The sequence below is a fragment of the Oceanobacillus sp. FSL W7-1293 genome, assembly GCF_037969815.1.
Classification (GTDB): Bacteria; Bacillota; Bacilli; order Bacillales; family Amphibacillaceae; genus Oceanobacillus; species Oceanobacillus oncorhynchi.
Genome location: NZ_CP150212.1, coordinates 4,105,061 through 4,122,741, shown reverse-complemented (window position 1 = coordinate 4,122,741; position 17,681 = coordinate 4,105,061). Strand labels below are relative to the sequence as shown.

General features: G+C 38.3%; 12 protein-coding genes. 8 read left to right on the top strand and 4 right to left on the bottom strand.

The features are described from left to right. The first annotated feature begins 483 nt into the window (after positions 1 to 483). The 3 genes from MKY65_RS20020 (at position 484) to MKY65_RS20010 (ending at position 4,974) form a co-directional block, all read left to right on the top strand. Positions 484 to 1,881, top strand: a complete 1,398-nt coding sequence (locus tag MKY65_RS20020; protein WP_339179987.1) for a PTS transporter subunit EIIC — start codon at positions 484 to 486, stop codon at positions 1,879 to 1,881. Between the two features lie 108 nt (positions 1,882 to 1,989). Beyond that, positions 1,990 to 3,438 (top strand): M81 family metallopeptidase, encoded by a 1,449-nt coding sequence (locus MKY65_RS20015; RefSeq protein ID WP_339179985.1) that lies wholly within the window; start codon positions 1,990 to 1,992, stop codon positions 3,436 to 3,438. A 126-nt stretch (positions 3,439 to 3,564) separates the two neighbouring features. Then, positions 3,565 to 4,974 (top strand): aminopeptidase P family protein, encoded by a 1,410-nt coding sequence (locus MKY65_RS20010; protein ID WP_339179982.1) that lies wholly within the window; start codon positions 3,565 to 3,567, stop codon positions 4,972 to 4,974. 521 nt (positions 4,975 to 5,495) lie between these two features. On the opposite strand, the gene MKY65_RS20005 is transcribed toward MKY65_RS20010, so the two are convergent. Beyond that, positions 5,496 to 7,280, bottom strand: a complete 1,785-nt coding sequence (locus MKY65_RS20005) for a DNA ligase D (protein WP_339179980.1) — start codon at positions 7,278 to 7,280, stop codon at positions 5,496 to 5,498. Positions 7,281 to 7,370: 90 nt separating this feature from the next. On the opposite strand from MKY65_RS20005, the gene MKY65_RS20000 reads away from it, so the two are divergent. Together MKY65_RS20000 and MKY65_RS19995 are read left to right on the top strand one after the other, a co-directional pair. Continuing rightward, a complete protein-coding gene (locus MKY65_RS20000) occupies positions 7,371 to 8,246 on the top strand; it encodes a Ku protein (protein ID WP_339179979.1) in 876 nt (291 codons plus the stop codon). 246 nt (positions 8,247 to 8,492) lie between these two features. After that, positions 8,493 to 9,791 carry a S8 family peptidase gene (locus MKY65_RS19995; protein ID WP_339179978.1) on the top strand — a complete coding sequence of 433 codons (1,299 nt, stop codon included), beginning with the start codon at positions 8,493 to 8,495 and terminating at the stop codon, positions 9,789 to 9,791. A gap of 260 nt (positions 9,792 to 10,051) precedes the next feature. Here the strand turns inward: MKY65_RS19995 and MKY65_RS19990 are convergent, their stop codons facing one another. Further along, positions 10,052 to 11,512: an APC family permease gene (locus MKY65_RS19990; RefSeq protein WP_212928990.1), complete on the bottom strand. Its 1,461-nt coding sequence runs from the start codon at positions 11,510 to 11,512 to the stop codon at positions 10,052 to 10,054. Between the two features lie 280 nt (positions 11,513 to 11,792). Then, the gene (locus MKY65_RS19985) at positions 11,793 to 12,515 is read right to left on the bottom strand and encodes a GntR family transcriptional regulator (protein WP_339179977.1); all 723 of its coding nucleotides are present in this window, start codon (positions 12,513 to 12,515) and stop codon (positions 11,793 to 11,795) included. Between the two features lie 221 nt (positions 12,516 to 12,736). On the opposite strand from MKY65_RS19985, the gene MKY65_RS19980 reads away from it, so the two are divergent. The 3 genes from MKY65_RS19980 to MKY65_RS19970 all read left to right on the top strand — a co-directional run bounded on the left by MKY65_RS19980 (position 12,737) and on the right by MKY65_RS19970 (position 16,383). Beyond that, positions 12,737 to 13,300 (top strand): HAD hydrolase-like protein, encoded by a 564-nt coding sequence (locus MKY65_RS19980; protein ID WP_339179975.1) that lies wholly within the window; start codon positions 12,737 to 12,739, stop codon positions 13,298 to 13,300. 485 nt (positions 13,301 to 13,785) lie between these two features. Next, the gene (locus MKY65_RS19975) at positions 13,786 to 15,147 is read left to right on the top strand and encodes a GntP family permease (protein WP_339179974.1); all 1,362 of its coding nucleotides are present in this window, start codon (positions 13,786 to 13,788) and stop codon (positions 15,145 to 15,147) included. A 450-nt stretch (positions 15,148 to 15,597) separates the two neighbouring features. Continuing rightward, a complete protein-coding gene (locus MKY65_RS19970) occupies positions 15,598 to 16,383 on the top strand; it encodes an excalibur calcium-binding domain-containing protein (RefSeq protein ID WP_339179972.1) in 786 nt (261 codons plus the stop codon). Between the two features lie 100 nt (positions 16,384 to 16,483). Here MKY65_RS19970 and MKY65_RS19965 read toward each other — a convergent pair whose 3' ends face one another. Next, positions 16,484 to 17,155: an N-acetylmannosamine-6-phosphate 2-epimerase gene (locus MKY65_RS19965; protein WP_339179970.1), complete on the bottom strand. Its 672-nt coding sequence runs from the start codon at positions 17,153 to 17,155 to the stop codon at positions 16,484 to 16,486. Positions 17,156 to 17,681 lie beyond the last annotated feature (526 nt).

Genomic DNA, 17,681 nt, shown 5'->3' with positions numbered 1-17,681 from the left:
GAAAGTGAAGGGGTAAAACCTGTCCATTTGTTTCTAGTGTGATGATTCGTGTCCGCTTAAGCTCTTTTCCAAACGGAATGGTATAGTCTATATAGTGAAATAAATGAAAATAACAGAAATAAAATTGTTGTCCTTGATAAATCGCATGGTGATTATAAAGCCGACTTAGATGTGCTTAACTATGTAAGCGGTATTTTATAGACAGGTAAAAGTAAACAAGGGAATCGATGTTATGGGTTTGGCTGCTCCGCTGTCGAATTCCCATCTTAACCTAAAATAGCTGCACACCCAGAAGAATCGATTTTATTTATAAAAGGTTTGATTGTGAAAATGTTAACATATTAATTTGTTCAGACGTCAATAGAACTCAAATTTTGTTTTAGTACCACATTGTTGGATTTATCTCGGAGAATCGTCCGTAAAACTCCCGCTGAGTGAAATTTTGTTTTATTAATAAGCAGGCAGAAATGGAGGGAATAAAAAATGAAATATGTTGAGATGTCAAAACAAGTATTGGAGCACGTTGGCGGCGTGGATAACTTAAATTATGTTGAACACTGCGCCACTAGACTTCGTTTACATTATAATAACGAGAAACTGATAAACGAGGAAGCATTAAAAGGGATTGAAAATACGTTAGGTGTCATTAAGAAAGCCGGCCAAGTGCAGATTATCATCGGACCTAATGTTAATGAAGCATACAACGATTTTTTAGAGGTGTCGGGGTGGAAAGAGGGGCAAAATAACGAAGCAGGCTCTGCAAAAGAAGCGGAAGAACTGCAAAAAATGAGTTTTATGAACTATTTAAATAAATTTGGTAATTTTATGGCTGCTGTATTTATGCCTATTGTTCCAGCACTGATTGCTGGCGGAATCATTCTTGCCGTTAAAAATCTATTAATCAACTATTTTGGTTTAGACATGGAATCTGGCACTGCAGTCATTATCGATGCTATTTTCAATGCAGCATTTACCTTCTTACCAGTTTATCTAGGATTTACAATGGCGAGACGTTTAAAAATGGAACCTATTTTGGGAGCAGTATTGGGAGCGTTGCTTGTCAGCTCGAATATTAGCGGTCAAGAAGGGCTAAGTTTTTTAGGAATCGGAATTCCAGCGGTGGACTATAGCACCAGCGTATTACCAGTTATGCTTGGTGTTGGGCTTATGTATTTCGTGGACAAATTCTTTAAGAAGGTTATTCCTGAAATCGTCATCTATTTTTTGAAACCGCTATTAACGATGATTATTGTTGTACCAATAACATTAATCGTGTTAGGACCTATCGGAACCCTTTTAAGTGACTATGTGGGTTCAGGGATTACAACGTTAATGAGCACAATCGGCGGACTGGCGATGCCGGTATTCGCTGTGGCTTATCCTTATATGGTTATATTTGGATTAGATAAAGCGATTATGCCAATCGGGTTTAACAGTGTTGCAACGATTGGATATGACCCTGCCATTATGGTTATGGGGTTCATCTCCAACCTGTGCATTGGCGGAAGTGCTTTAGCAGCAGCTACTTCCATAAAAAATGATAAAGCGAAGAAGGGTATGATTGTTTCTTCTGGTGTAACCGCACTTTGCGGGGTTACAGAACCCGCTTTCTATGGTGCTTTGATTACGCGGCCTAAAATATTAATAGGCACTGCAATTGGAGCTGCAAGTGCTGGTTTGGTTGCTGGTATATTTGGATTGAAAAGCTATATTATGGGTGGAACCCCAGGGTTATTTACTGCGATGTTCTTCATTGATAATCAAGGAGGATTAGGGAATTTATTTTTAGCGGCAATCGTAGGAATTGTTGGGGTGGTTGTCTCCTATATTTCCTGCAGGATTATTATTTCAAGAACGAAATCAACAGAGAAGGCTGAATAAAATAAAGATTTTTCATTGGAGATAAAAAGATTTACTGAATATATCCGGGCCTTGAAAGGCTGGAAGGAACGGATATATTTCTTAAAAAAAGTTGATGAGGTGAAATCGATGAAAGTTTTGATCGCACGATTTATTCTTGAATCGAATGCCAATATTCCGTATAAAAGTAATTTAGAGGATTTTGATCTCTTATTTGGAGAGGATTGCATTCGGGAAATGAAATGTAAAGATGTGTTTGCTAAAAAAGGTGTGGAGATAATTCCTTCCATTTATGCCGATGCATCAGCTGGCGGCGTTTTAGAAAAAACGGCATTTGATTATATTGAAAAGAGAATCTTGGAAGATATTAAAAAGCATATTCATGAAATTGATGGGATTTTTCTTCATTTACACGGGGCGAGTGAAGTAGAAGATTTGGAAGGCGGATCTGGGGATCATCATATTATGAAGATGATTCGCAAGCTGACAGGCCCTTATTTGCCAATTGCGGTAGTAAGTGATCCGCATGGTAACCTGTCTAAAGCGTATGTAGAAAGTACCACACTGATTCGCAGTTATCGCGAATCTCCACATACAGATATTAAAGAAACAATTGAATTTATTTGTGAAAAGCTCGTTGATTTGTTGGAGCAACGTCAAAATATTACCCCAGTATATCGTAAATTATCAATGATTTTAGGCGGAGAACAAAGCGTCTCCGCAGATGAACCAGTAAAATCGATTAATCAATATATGGATGAATTAGAAGCGGATTCAAGAATATTAAGCTGTTCCTGGCATGTTGGGTATATTCGTCATGACTGTGATGTTGCAGGGTGTGGAATTGTTGTTATTCCTTCAACAGAGGCTGATCAGGAATATGCAGATCAAATTGCGGATCAGTTGGCGGAATATGTATGGAATAAACGTTATGAATTCCATTATACTGGCTTAACTGCACAGCCGGAGGAAGCAATGAAAATGGCATTAGCGTGCGAAGGAAAGCCAGTGTTCATTACGGATTCAGGAGATAATGTAACATCGGGATCGGTAGGGAGCAATACCTTTATTTTACGTCAGGTATTACATCTTGATGAAGGTCATAACAAACGGTTTTTATTTGCAAGTATTCATGACGCAGAAACCTTAGATAAGCTGAAAAGCTATGAAGCGGGAGAGGAAACAAGCATTTCTTTGGGAATGGATATAGACGAATTATCCGCAAATGTAAATTTAGATGTTGTTATTAAAGCGAAGGGATATTTAGCCGGCTATGCTTATGTGAGAGAGGGGAACTTTGGTGATTGTATAACCATCAGCGTCAAGGATAAACCGATAGATATCGTTGTTTCAGGAAATAACCATCCGTTTGTTGAAATTGAGCAGTTTCATGCGGCTGGTCTCGATTATAGAGACTATGATATTATCATTGTTAAACAGGGATATATTTTCCCAGAATTAAAAAAAGAGGGGAAATTAAATATCATGTCATTAACGCAAGGGGCGACGCTGCAGGACACAGCAAAACTTCCATTCAAGCGCATTATGCGTCCCATGTTTCCTATTGATGACATTTAGAAAGCGCAAGAATGATAGTACACATTGCTCAGAAACAAGGTAATGCACAGGATTAGAATAAATGCATGTTCCTCTGATTAATAAACCCAATCAAATAAAAACATGCATACATTGGAGGCAAGTTAAATGGAAAAACAATATAATTCTAAAAATGCACAATTAATAGAAATGGATGCTCCCGCTCCAGATTGCACAGGGACTCCAATATTGCTGGATGATACAACGATGGAGCAACGAAGAGAAAAGGTATTAGAAGAGATGCGTCACGATGGATTGGATGCGCTGCTGGTTTACGCGGATGTGGAACATGGCGGGAACTTTGAATATTTAGTTGGTTTTATTCCCAGATTTGAAGAGGCTTTATTCGTTCTGCATGCTAATGGAGATGCTTTTCTGGTCTTGGGAAATGAAAACTATAATAAAGTGCAATATTCGAGAATTCCAGCAAAAGGAATTCATTGTCCGCATTTTTCCTTGCCTAATCAGCCGATGGAGCCTCACAGTACGATTTTAAGTATTCTTCAGGAAGCCGGAATCAAGGATGCAATGAAAATTGGCATGGCTGGATGGAAGCATTTTACCAGCCAGGTAGAGGATAACCGGACTTTATTTGATGCTCCTTCTTTTATTGTAGATACGGTTCGGGAAATGGTCGGGGAGGAAGGTTCTATCACCAACCACACAGATATCTTCATTGGCGGGGATCGCGGCGTGCGCAGGGTGAATAATGCGAATGAAATGGCTCATTATGAATTTGGGGCGTCCCTGGCAGCAGATTGTGTCTTGCGTGCGATAGACAAGCTGGAGGTTGGCATTTCTGAAATGGAATTAGGTAATGAACTCCATGCTTATGGTCAAAAAAATAATGTCGTAACGATTGCTTCAACTGGTAAACGGTTTGAAAACGGTAATTTGTATCCAACTTCTAAAAAGGTGACGTTAGGGGATGCCATCTCTTTAACCGTAGGATATAAAGGCGGGCTCTCGAGCAGAGCAGGATATGCTGTCAAGAACAGCGAGGATTTACCGGAGAGTAAAAAGCATTATATAGAGGAACTGGCAGCTCCGTACTATACTGCAATTACAGCTTGGCTGGAGAATATCCAAGTTGGAATGCCTGGCGGGGAGATGTATAAGCTGATGAATCAAGTCTTGCCGCAGGAAGAATATCACTGGGGACTATGTCCAGGGCATCTGACGGCGGATGAAGAGTGGTTAGCTTCGCCAATCTATGAGCATTCAGAGGAAGTTATCAAAAGCGGAATGATTTTTCAAACAGATATTATCCCGCGTGTTGCTGGATACGACGGTGTTTCAGCGGAAAGTACGGTAGCCATCGCGGACGACGCGTTAAAGAAGGAGATTAGAGATCATTATCCGGCACTTTGGGAGCGGATGATGAAAAGAAAAGCATATATAAAAGAGACGCTTGGCATCCAATTAAGCGAGGATGTATTACCTTTATGCAGTATGGTTGCTTATTTGCGGCCGTATCTGTTGGATAAGAAGCTTGCGTTCTATTATGATCATGACTGATGAAGTTGAATCATTGCGTCGGAATTTTTTTGTGAAATATTTACAGCAGCAACGTGGAGCGAGTTTTAAGTATTAGAAAGAAAGGTAAAAAGAAAACAAACGATGTGGAGCCTTATGCTCTGAGTATTAAGAGATATGAAAATTTATTCTTTCTCAAAAAAGAAATGAAATAAAATACTATAAAAATGAGATGTAACTATCCAGTAATAATGCAAAAGGGATTTTTGGGGAAAATATAAATTTAGGCAATAGCCTGTCACCAGTTCTTTGACAGTGTCAGGCTATTTTATTTCTCCTAGTAATGCTCTTCATTCTTCTACTAAGGATTCAAATGTATAAATATGATAAGAAAACAAAAAAGACGCCCGTTATGCAAATCGGGCATCTAATTTTATGTTACTATCTATCAAAGGAGTTGCCAAATATCCCATGGACCATTTTATGTCCGTAACGCTGCAATGGTGATTGTTACTTATAACAGATAATGTAAATAGCGTTAGAATGGAATCAGAAATAGGCTTTTAATTTTTAACCATTTTCAACACTTTATCTAACTTTTGTTTGCTACCCGTTTCGAAATATCCAGCGAAGGGACATCCGATCTCTTGTAGACGTTCTACTGCATTTCCAATTGTAAAGGCTGTTGGTTCTAATCCTTTATAGACTTCATTCCAATATAAAGGCATAGAAACTGTACCCTCTTTTGTCATCCTTGGCGAATAAGGAGCAATCAATGTTTTATCTTGACCGTGTTGAATATAGTCGATGTACAAACGTCCTTTTCTTTTTTTCTTTAATCGCTCTGTCGTAAAATCGTTTGGAAATGCTCTTTCTAATGTTTTTGCTACAGCCTCAGTAAAAAAACTTGTCTCGTCGTATGTCATGCTCCCCTCTCGAATAGGAATATATATTTGTAGCCCTTTGTTTCCAGATGTTTTCACGAAAGATACAAGATTTAAATCATCTAATATCTGCTTTAATAGCTTGGCTGCTTTTACTGCTAAAACAAAGTTCTCTCTGTCAGGCGGGTCAAGATCAAATACAATTTCCAAGGGTGTCACTTGTCCAATTCGTTGAAAAGGAACATGGTATTCGAGGGAACCATGATTTGCTAACCAAACTAAACTTTCTAACTGATTGCATACAATTAAATCATCAGTAGCATCAAATGATAAAAAGTCCGGTGCATAATTCGGTATACTTTTTTGAAAGAACGATTTTTCTTTTATCCCATCGGGACAGCGAATAATTGTTAAAGCGCGTTGTTTTAAAAATGGAAGCATCCAAGGTGATATTTCTCTGATATAAACTAAGAGGTCTTTCTTTTTAAAAACATCTGGCCATAAGTATTTATCCGTGTTAGAAGTCTCGATTGGAATTTGAGCCATGTCTAACTGTAATTTATCCAATGTGCATTCAGTATATGAAGTGTTGGGGTTAATACTCTTAAAATTAGGTTCTCTCAACTCTCCCTTATATAAATCCAGTGTATTGATCATGCTGGCTATTGCAGGAGGTAGATGATAACTACCCTCGACTAATTTCCCTTGCTCTTTAAAAAGTTTTTGTACTGTTTCAGACGATTCTTTAGATAAGCCATGTTTACATGTACCGATACGTATTAAATTATCGTTATCTAATACGTTTACAGCAAAATAACCATTACTTGGGTTATACTCTGTTAAAATGCCTTGAATCACTCTCCAACTTTTAATCTTAAACCAATCATGATGGTATTTACCTTTTTGATAAGTGCTGTCTTTTCGTTTTGCAACAATACCTTCGCACTTTGATGCTGAAATGACTTTCTGGATTTCTTTAACAGAAGAAAATATTTCTACACATTTTAAAACTTCATTATCGGAAACCGGCTCTAATAATTGATGAAGAATTTCTTTCCGTAAAGATAAATTATTGTTGGTAAGATTCTTGCCTCTTATTTCCTTGATGTCAAATGCCATCAATGCTGCAGGTCTATTACTTGCCTGTTTTTTTATACGGTCAATGCTTTTCGTCCTGCCACGTGCTTGGATTTTTGCAAAATTAGCTTGGTAGCGATGATTTAATATGACAAGTTCGCCATCTATTTTTAGTGGTAATTTGCTATTAAAGTAATCGTAATTATCATTGCACCAGTTAATAATTTCAGGAAACTTATTAGAGATATTCAGGTTATTCTTACTAGTTAAAATAATATTTTTATCAGTCCAGCTTAGTTCACAGCGAAACCCATCATATTTAACCTCATACAACCATTCATCCCCCTCTGGTATATCTGTTCTTTCTATTGGTTTCATCCAGTCCATATATAATCACCTCTTTTTAAATAGGATGCCTCATATCTTTGTATAAAAAACATACAAATCAGCAAAATAAATCAAAAAGGAGTGAACGGAATGCATACGATGTGGAAAGGAACAATCAGTTTTGGTCTGGTCAATATCCCTGTCAAAATGCATGCCGCTACTGAAAATAAGGATATAAAACTGCGGCAGTTGCATAAGAAATGTAAGACGCCTATTAAATATGAAAAGACTTGTCCAAATTGCGATGAAGATGTAAAAAGTGAGGATATTGTAAAAGCGTATGAATACGCAAAAAATAAATTTGTTGTATTGGATGACGAAGAATTAGAAGCACTAAAGAAAGAGCAAGAAGACAAAGCTGTAGAGATTGTTGATTTTGTTCAATTGGAAGAAATTGATCCTGTTTATTTTGAGAAGAGCTATTACCTATCACCTAGTGAGGGCGGCTCAAAAGCATATGCATTGCTGAGAGAAGCGCTAACAGATACTGGTAAGATTGGAATTGCAAAAATGATGATACGCTCTAAAGAACAGCTTGCTGTAATCAGAGTGTATAAAACTGCGATAGTAGTTGAAACAATACATTACCCGGATGAGGTTCGGGAAGTTGGAGATGTACCCAATGTTCCTAGTCAAGAATCAGTTGGTAAAAAAGAGCTGGATACTGCCAAGCTTCTTATAGAACAATTGACCACTGAGTTTGAACCAAAAAAATATAAAGATAATTATCGAACAGCACTCATGGAATTAATCGAAGCCAAGAAAAACAATGAAGAAGTTGAAATTGGTAAAGACACCAAAGAAAAGCCGGATAATGTGGTTAATTTAATGGATGCATTGCAGGAATCGTTGGATCGTGCTAAAAGTGATAATCCTAAAACAACGAAGCCGAAAAAGAAAACGACTGCCAAGAAGAAAACGACTACTGCCAAAACAGGTACAAAGACGAAAAAGGCTACTTCATAAAAGGATACCAGTTCTCAATATCGGGGACTGGTATTTGTTATCCTGTTATTTTAGAAAAAGATGATATACAGTCGATGTTAGACAATAAATCCGTTTTGTTTTAACAAATTTAAATGGTAGTTTCCACCAAAACTACTGTATATTTATTTAAAATCTTCTAAAAATAGTAAACCTGTCCGATTGTTTTCTATATTTTTCAGTGGTAATCTATGTATGCAAAATAAATATTTTACGAGGAGGAGTAAGATGAGCAATCGGAAAAAAGTATGGTTCGAAGATGCCGGACGTAAACTTGACCCTGGCTTAGTGGAACAATTACGAAATTCTCGGAAAGTAACTAATCAAGAAACCAACAACAATGAAATCCCCATTATCGTTTATTTGAGAAAGAATTGTGAGCAAGGAAAAAAAGACGACCTCTTAAAAGTATGCAACGTTGACTCCCATAATAAACTAGGAAGAGAACTCCACAGTATAAATGCTATAAAAGGACATCTAACACCGGATAGAATCAAACAAATTAAAGACCATGAAGCAGTAGATCGGATTTTTTACGATCGGATTGTAACCTCCTTTTTGGATATTGCCAGTGAGCAAACAGGCGCTGCCAAAGTAAGAGAACAGCTTGGATTAACTGGAAAAGGCGTTACGATGGCAATAATCGATACAGGTATTTACCCGCATGAAGACTTGACTAGCCCTGCGAATCGAATTATAGCTTTTCAAGATTTTATAAATGGGGAAAGTGATCCGTATGATGATAATGGACATGGGACACATTGCGCCGGTGATGCTGCAGGAAATGGAAGTGCCTCCAATGGAAAGTATACAGGCCCTGCACCAGAAGCTTCTATCATTGGAATAAAGGTTTTAGATGAACAAGGAAGCGGAAGGTTATCCACCATAATTGAAGGATTGGAATGGTGTATCGACCATAAAGAAGCGCATAATATCCAGATTATCTCGCTTTCGCTTGGGGCTCCGGCGTATGAATCATTCCGGGACGATCCTTTATCGCTAGCTGCTCAAGCTGCGTGGCATGAAGGAATAGTTGTAGTTGCTGCTGCTGGAAATAGCGGACCTAGTCCAGCAACTATCAGTACACCAGCAATCGATCCATTTATTATTACAGTAGGTTCGACAGATGATCAGAACACATTAGAGCGTGCGGATGACGTAATTGCAGAGTATTCTAGCAGAGGCCCTACGATTGATACGCTCGTTAAACCGGATGTTTATGCCCCTGGCACCAACATTATTTCTTTGCTGGCTTCAGGTTCGGCAATTGAATCGGAATTACCAGAGATGGTTATCGATGAAAGTTATATTCAATTGTCAGGTACCTCCATGGCAACACCAATTTGTGCAGGGATTATTGCTCTTATGCTGGAAGCTAATCCGAATCTCAGCCCGAATGATATTAAGAGTATCTTAAAAGCAACCTCTCATCCAACGCTTGATGACGTATGGGGATATATTGAAGCAGAGAGTGCTACCCGTATGGCAAAGAATTACCAGATTTCCGCTCCATCTGAAGCTTTGTAGGAAAGTTAGATCAAGCAATAGAACTGGGAAAAGCTGATATAAAAAACAAGGTATTTTATTCTGCTGAAGATGCTGTATTTCATGATTTGTCTCTAGGTATATGCCGGAGTACGCATCTGTCACCGATACAAATCGATAACATCGGTGTTGATCCATTCTTAGTATAATATAGAAGTAAATAATTTAATTAATCACACAAGAACGGAAAAAGGATTTTCAAACCTTCATGATTTGAAAATCTTTTTTCCGTTCCTATCTATTTACTCATCCTTCTCAATCTCAATTTCTTCCTTCCCAAGAATATAATAGTTCAATTCTTTCTCCGGAATCTTCTTGAAATCTTTACGCTTAATCAAGTAAAAGATAATCCCCAAAATAATCCACGCAACTAAAGCAATTCTGGACTCTACCCCTAAGAATGCCGGCGAGCCTGGAATCAGCAGCAGTCCAAGGAAGATAATGCTGGCAATCATCCCTAGGATGGCAATAATTTTCTTCCGGGGTGCTTCAATATGTTTTTTCTCGTTAAAGGTGTGATCCTTTTTCATTTTAAATAAGGTAGAAGCTGCATAGCATGTATAAAAATAAGCAATGGTTACACCGATGGAGGACATGTCTACTACCCACATCAATGCTTCTCTTCCGAACCATGGTGACAGCATCGCAACAATTACTGCGAAAATGATGCCCCAGTAGGGCGTGTTATATTTTGGATGAAGCTTGGAGAAGCCTTCCGGAATAATCTTTGCCCGGGACATAGCGAACAATAGGCGGCTGGATGAGATGATAAAGCCGTTCAATCCAGTAAAAATTCCCATCGCCAATGCGACTGCAAGGATGGCTAACCCTAAAGGTCCGAGCAGCTCTTCAACAATATATCCGGTTCCCCAGATATGATTTTCCTCAACAACGCCTTCCCAAGGGCGAACCATGGAGGTTGCTATAATCATTAAACTGTATAATGCAGCTGCAGCTAAAATAGCAAAGACGATTAAACGAAATGCTTTATGGGATGGGAAATCAAATTCCTCTGCAGCTTGCGGAACATTGTCAAAGCCGACATAAGCCCACGGTGCAATGGCAACAATGGAAATAATCGCAGCGATTGCTGTTGTCTCTGGCGGGAACATTGGTGTGATATTAGAAAATCCTGCACTTGGCTGGATACCGACGAGAAGCAGCAGAATAAAAATGGCTGCAATCATAACGATACAAAAAACAAATTGCATGCTTCCTGACAGAGTTGTTCCTCTAATATTAAAAAATCCGAATAAAGCGAGTAAAATAGCTGCTACAAAAATCTCGGTTAAATAAACATCCCAGCCGGCAATTTGATAAAGCGGGATATTTTCAATCAATCTTGGAAAGATAAATTTAATCATCAAAGCAAATGCAGATGCATTCAGCGCCACGATGCAGATATACCCTAAGGTTAAAAACCATCCGGAAATAAAAGCATGTGTCCTGCCGAGACTGACATAGGCATAAGCGAATTCTCCCCCGGAAACGGGAAAGCTTTTAATCAGGAACCCATAGCTGACAGCAATCAGAATCATAAGCAATGCACCGATAAAGAAGCCGATAATTACCCCAAGCGGCCCGGCGGTGGACATCCAATTGATTGGCTGCACGAAGGCTCCCCAGCCAATGGCTGATCCTAACGCGATCGCCCAGACCCAATGAGGCTTGAGTGTTTTGGTCAGTGTCTCTCTCTTTTTCACTTCTTTCATAAAGTTAAACTCCTTCAGTAATGGAATGGTATGAATTTTTTCTGAATGATAGACAGTGTTATTTTGAAAAAATTGTCTGTTTTTGACAGACTAAAACGTATAAAACCCTGCTATCTGTATAAAGGCAACGAAGGCATTCAGCCAACAGATTGGTGAATGCCAATTTTGCTAATATACATAGGTATACCCCATATTTTATACGATATAACATCGTCTTCTCAAGATGGTTAGAATGTCCGTACCAGTTAACGCAAAGGAGAGGATAATTTCTTTATTTGCTATTTCTCGACAATTTTATTTTGAAGGAATACATATCTGCCCGATAAAAAGCTCTCTCAAATTCGACAAAACCGCCGTTTTTATCAGTAATTTTTCTTTCCGCAATCATGATGCTTGATCCCTCCGGAATGTGCAATAACTCCGAATCACTTGCCATGGAAATGCCCGCTCTGATTTCCTGCTCTGCTTGAAAGGTTTTGACTTTTAACTCCCTTTCCAGCAGCTCATAGAATGCTTCCTGATCCAGGTTGAATTGTGCTAATTTCTTTCCTAACGAAACGGGGTAATAGTGCCTTTCGATCCCCATAGGAATATCATTGGCGAATCTTATTCTTTTAAAATGATGGGCTTTTTCCAGTCCGGTAACTTCTTTTAACCTTCCGAATAATTCAATTTCTTGGGATGTAATCAGTTTTGCTCCTGGAGTCATTCCCATCTTCTCCATATTTTCAGAGGTACTGCTGAGACTTCCAAGCCAGTCATTAATGGTGCTTACCGCAACGAAGGTTCCTTTTCCCGGCTTTTTCATTAAGATGCCTTCCAAAACAAGCTGCTGGATGCTTTGTCTGACAGTACTTCTGCTGACGTAATATTCGCCCATTAATTCTCGTTCGCTGGGGATTTTATATGTATAACGGTCATTATAAATATTTTGCTCTATTTTTTGCTTTAATTGGACATGAAGCGGAATGGAATTGGTATAGTCTAAGCTCATTGTTGCACCTCCATTGGTTTTCTCATAAAAGCCTTCGATGTTGATTGTTTAGCTAATCATAGCATGTTTTGGTGCAGGGAGGGTGATTTCGAAGGGGAGTTTGGAGAATTTTATTTGAAAGCATCCTCTTCTAATGATTAGGAAAGATGATATTTTCACGATATACTGTACATGAATTAATAGAAGGATGAAGCTTAAATAAAAAGGAAAGGATGAATTGGATGGTATCTCACATCATATGGGATTTGGGAGAAACATTAACAACCCCGCCAAACGGGAGAATGGATGAAAAGCCGCTTACAGAATATCCGGAAATAAAATTAAGGGAACATGTATTGGAAGTGCTGGAATCCATAAATAATATGGGTTTAAAGCATGCGATTCTCAGCAATACAGCAACCAGTGACAGCGACGTTGTTCGAAATCTATTAAAAAGATTAAATATTTTAGATAGATTTGAATATGTCTATGCGACGAAATCAGAGCTGGATCCTGCTATTCCGGAAAAACCGGATGGCATCGTATATCATAACGTATTGGATGCACTGGAAATCAAGCCTCATGAAGCTATTATGGTAGGTAATACATGGGATACGGATATCATTGGAGCTAATAGAGTTGGGATGCATTCGATTTGGCTTCAAAATCCGGAGGTTTCTGTAAGAAAGGATTTTGATGAGAAGGTTAATACTCCTCCATGGATTGTGCCTGTTTGGGATATGAAGCAGGTGCCGACAGCGATTGAGTTGATTGTTGGATATGGTGGGGAAGGAGATATGGAATAACTATTTTCTTATCTATTCATAGAATGGATGTTAGATAGGGTTTTTTAGGAAAATCACAGGCAGTTGTATAGCAATCGAGGCAGCTATGCACTTGCCTGCGATTTCTGAGTATATACTGTCACATGATATAATGAACCGTTTGCATAAAATAAGTTCTTATCACTTTTATAGCTGCAATGAATACCTCTTGTTATCAAAGCAATTCTTTCCCCCTTCACAGAATTATTCCCTTCGTTTTCAATTAATTTAAATTATAATCATATGTCGCTGGTAGAAATAGTGAAATACCAATGCACTTCATAATAAATTTATTTGCCTTAATAAATGATTTAATCTCTTTTCCTATGTTTCCTTATTCTGAATTTCTTTGTAATCAGCAATATCATTGCCATGTTCGCAGAAAGGTAATAAGGAAAGCGCAGTATGAAACTACAGGACAAAACATAGTATGAATTAAATCTATAAAAATGAAGGAGGGAATTATTATGGAGGGGTTTGCTCTCATTTTATTAATTATTGCTGGTGTTATTTTTATTGTTTTTTCTACAGTTAAGTTAAAACTGCACCCGTTTCTTTCTCTATTAATTGCTGCTTTTGGTATTGGGATTATTGCTGGACTGCCGTTAGCTGAAGTCGTAGAAGCAGTAAATGGTGGATTTGGAGGTTTAATGGGCAGTATCGGGCTGGTTATTGTATTTGGTACGATTATTGGTGTTATTTTAGAAAAATCAGGAGCTGCGCTTCGTATGGCAGAGGTTGTCTTACGAATAGTGGGGGAAAAACGTCCTCAAATGGCAATGAGTTTAATTGGTGCTATTGTAAGTATCCCTGTATTTTGTGATTCGGGCTACGTCATTTTATCTTCATTGAAAAAAGCTTTAGCAAAAAAAGCTAAGGTAGCAGTTGCATCAATGGCAGTGGCTTTAGCAACAGGTTTATTTGCGACGCATACATTAGTTCCACCAACTCCAGGACCGATTGCAGCGGCAGGTAATATCGGTGCTGAAATGTATTTGGGGACTATCATTTTAGTTGGCTTGCTCGTTTCTATTCCAGCAGTTATTACAGGTTATATATGGGCTGTTAAAGTCGGTGCAAAAATGAAAGTCGAGGGAGAAGACAATAAGGAATCAGCCTATGATTATGATGCAATTATAAAGGAATTTGGGGAGATGCCTTCCGCGGTTAAATCCTTTACACCGATTGTTGTTCCAATCCTTTTAATTGGATTTAGTTCTGTTATTGCATTTGCTGGCTGGACTGGAACTTTCTTTGAAATTTTTGAGTTCCTTGGTTCTCCAGTAGCAGCTTTGCTAATCGGTGTACTATTTGCTTTTTTACTTTTACCAAAATATGATGAAGAAACACTCTCAGAATGGATTGGGATCGGCTTGAAAGAAGCTGCCCCTATTCTATTAATTACCGGGGCTGGCGGGGCTTTCGGAACAGTAATAAGCACGACGCCCGTTGCTGATTATATTCAAAGATTCGGAGACAATGCATTTTTTACAGGAGCACTGTTCCTGTTTATTCCATTCTTCATTGCTGCAGCTTTAAAATCTGCACAAGGATCATCAACCGCAGCTTTAGTTATTACGTCTACTTTAGTAGCACCACTCCTTCTTGAACTGGGCATTGATGGTGCCATACCGCTAGCGTTAGTTGTGATGGCGATTGGTTCTGGAGCGATGATGGTTTCCCATGTAAATGACAGCTATTTCTGGGTTGTGAAAGAGTTCAGTGGCATGACTGTTACACAAGCTTATAAAGCACAAACGATGGCAACTTTATTACAGGGGATTGTCTCCTTTGTTTTCACATTTTTATTATGGCTTATTTTTGTTTAATACTAGAGAGCGATTAACGCAGATTTTCCGCTGATGGCGGGAGGATAATAAGGGATGAAAGGTGAGGCAGAGCGGTATCTGTCTCACCTTTTTAGATATGAAAATCATTCATTAAAAATAATATAAAGCTGTAAAAATTAAAATTTCAAAAATTATAAAGATAGTTATTCAATTTTTATCAAAACTAGCAAATAATACTTCATTTTTCCTTGTTATTTAAGGTATAATTAACTATGATTATAGTATTGTATCTTTATATCCTGTTGCAGACGTCGAATACTTTATAAACGGTATAAACAAAAACATAAATAACGAACTTTATACATTATTACATAATAAGACAAGCAATCATTCAAGCAGGTAAATAGGATATAGATGCAAAAAATAGACAAAGCTGCAACTTCAGTTATTTTGAGCTGCAGTAATTTATTAAAAGGGGAGAAAAGAATAGTGGTTTATGCGTTACAGTCTCTAGGAGGTTTAGTATTATTTTTTGCATTTATTTACATCATTGTCCATCTTGTTCAGAAGAAAATTTTCAAGCGGGAAAAAGTGTTAAATAAACGAGTGTTCTACAATACTGTAATAAGTGGATTTGTTTTGAGTGCTTTTGGAATGGGCTTAGAACAATCAGATGAAAATGCAGTGAAGGTAACAGAGTTAACAGAAGAAAATACAGAACTCAACAGTGAATTAGAAAGCATCCATGCTGATCATGAACAAGCACTTACGGAGCTGGAAGAGCAGCATACATCTGAGATTGCAGAGCTGGAAAGCAAGCATGAGGATGCAATAGCTGATTTAACTGCAGAGGCAGAGGAAGCATCTGGCGACATAGAGGAGTATGAAGAGCTGGTAGCATCCTTGGAAGAGGAAAACGAGCAAATTGATTCTCTAAATGATGAAGTTGATGCATTATCTGAAGAAAATGAATCCTTAAAGGGCGATATTAGCAACCTGGAGTCACAGCTGGCAAGTGCAGAATCCAGTTCGGCTACTGCAAGCTCCAGCGACAGTTCTTCAAGCTCTGAATCCGGATCTGGCTCTAGCTCTAGCTCCAGCTCCAGCTCAGAATCTGATTCTAGTTCGGGTTCGAGTGAACCATCGTCCAGTTCCAATGTGCAGTACCAGAACTGTACGGAAGCAAGAGAAGCTGGTGCAGCACCAGTACGTGAAGGTGATCCTGGATATGGGCCTCATCTAGATCGGGATAGAGACGGGGTTGGATGTGAGTAAGCTATCCGCTGATACATCTCTTGAAGAATAATTTAATAATAGAAGAGAATGAAAACAGCTGTGGAGGGGCTCCACAGCTGTTTTCATTAAGCAGAAATAATTAATCTTCCAAAAATCGCTTCGTAATCTCTTTCGGTCTTGTGATTGCTCCGCCGACAACACTCGCATAAGCGCCCAAATCCAGACAACGCTTAAACATCTCTGGAGTGATGACATTTCCTTCCGCAATAACAGGAATTTGAACTGCCTCCAATACGTCCTTTAAAAATTGAAAATCATGATGATAGAGTTTTTCTCCGGCTGTTTCTTCTGTATACCCGTGAAGGGTGGTGGAAATACAATCAAATCCTAAACGCTCAGCGATTTTTGCGTCCTCTAATGTAGCGATATCCGCCATGATTTCAACATTATTATTCTGACTGCGAATATAATCTACTAATTCGCTAAGTTCTATCTTATTTGGCCGTTTCCTGGCAGTTGCATCGAGAGCGATCATTTCACAGCCGCTTTCTAAAAGTTCATCTATTTCTTTATATGTGGCCGTAATAAAGACAGGGCTGCCTGGATAATCTCTCTTAACAATACCTACAATTGGCAGGCCCACTTCTTTTTTTATTTCCAAAATATCTTCCTTTGTGTTGGCGCGGATGCCGGCAGCCCCGCCTTCTTTTGCTGCTAACGCCATTTTAGACATAATAAAAGAACTGTGCAGCGGTTCATCAGGTAATGCCTGACAGGAAACGATTAAAGACTTTTCCACTTTTTCTAGCATGTTATCAATCCTCCTTAAAGAATGGGAATACTGCTCCGTATAAAGTAGCATCGTTATAGAGTTGCGCTATTTTCAATTCGGTATTTAAAAAATGAGCTGGCAGGAAAATAGTAAGCTGTTTTTTAATGAGATTCAGCAGATAGTCCTGTGGAAAGATGATTTAAGTGATGGTATCTATAGCAGCTATATTATCAGATTTGTTTGATAGTATCTATTTTGTATGAGTGGGTGTTCGAATATAATGATTGATAAATATAGGAATACAAGTTGTATAAGCAAAGGAGGTATCATTTTTATTATGTCAAGGTGTATACGCTAAATACTGTATTTCTTTATATTATGTAAGGAAGGAGAATATAAAATATGAAGTGGCAAGAAGCGAGAGAATTGTTTCCTAATCAGTTTATATTAGTTTTCATACTGAATTATCGCGTAGAAGGAGAAAAAAATTGTTGATGAAGTAGCACCAATTCGATCAGTTTCCGAGAAGAATGCTAATAAGGAATTCTTTCATGCTAAAGAAGGT

Bases quoted from the DNA above. Each gene is read 5' to 3' on its own strand.
- MKY65_RS20020 (WP_339179987.1), top strand. From the start codon at position 484: ATGAAATATGTTGAGATGTCAAAACAAGTATTGGAGCACGTTGGCGGC.
- MKY65_RS20015 (WP_339179985.1), top strand. From the start codon at position 1,990: ATGAAAGTTTTGATCGCACGATTTATTCTTGAATCGAATGCCAATATT.
- MKY65_RS20010 (WP_339179982.1), top strand. From the start codon at position 3,565: ATGGAAAAACAATATAATTCTAAAAATGCACAATTAATAGAAATGGAT.
- MKY65_RS20005 (WP_339179980.1), bottom strand. From the start codon at position 7,280: ATGGACTGGATGAAACCAATAGAAAGAACAGATATACCAGAGGGGGAT.
- MKY65_RS20000 (WP_339179979.1), top strand. From the start codon at position 7,371: ATGCATACGATGTGGAAAGGAACAATCAGTTTTGGTCTGGTCAATATC.
- MKY65_RS19995 (WP_339179978.1), top strand. From the start codon at position 8,493: ATGAGCAATCGGAAAAAAGTATGGTTCGAAGATGCCGGACGTAAACTT.
- MKY65_RS19985 (WP_339179977.1), bottom strand. From the start codon at position 12,515: ATGAGCTTAGACTATACCAATTCCATTCCGCTTCATGTCCAATTAAAG.
- MKY65_RS19980 (WP_339179975.1), top strand. From the start codon at position 12,737: ATGGTATCTCACATCATATGGGATTTGGGAGAAACATTAACAACCCCG.
- MKY65_RS19975 (WP_339179974.1), top strand. From the start codon at position 13,786: ATGGAGGGGTTTGCTCTCATTTTATTAATTATTGCTGGTGTTATTTTT.
- MKY65_RS19965 (WP_339179970.1), bottom strand. From the start codon at position 17,155: ATGCTAGAAAAAGTGGAAAAGTCTTTAATCGTTTCCTGTCAGGCATTA.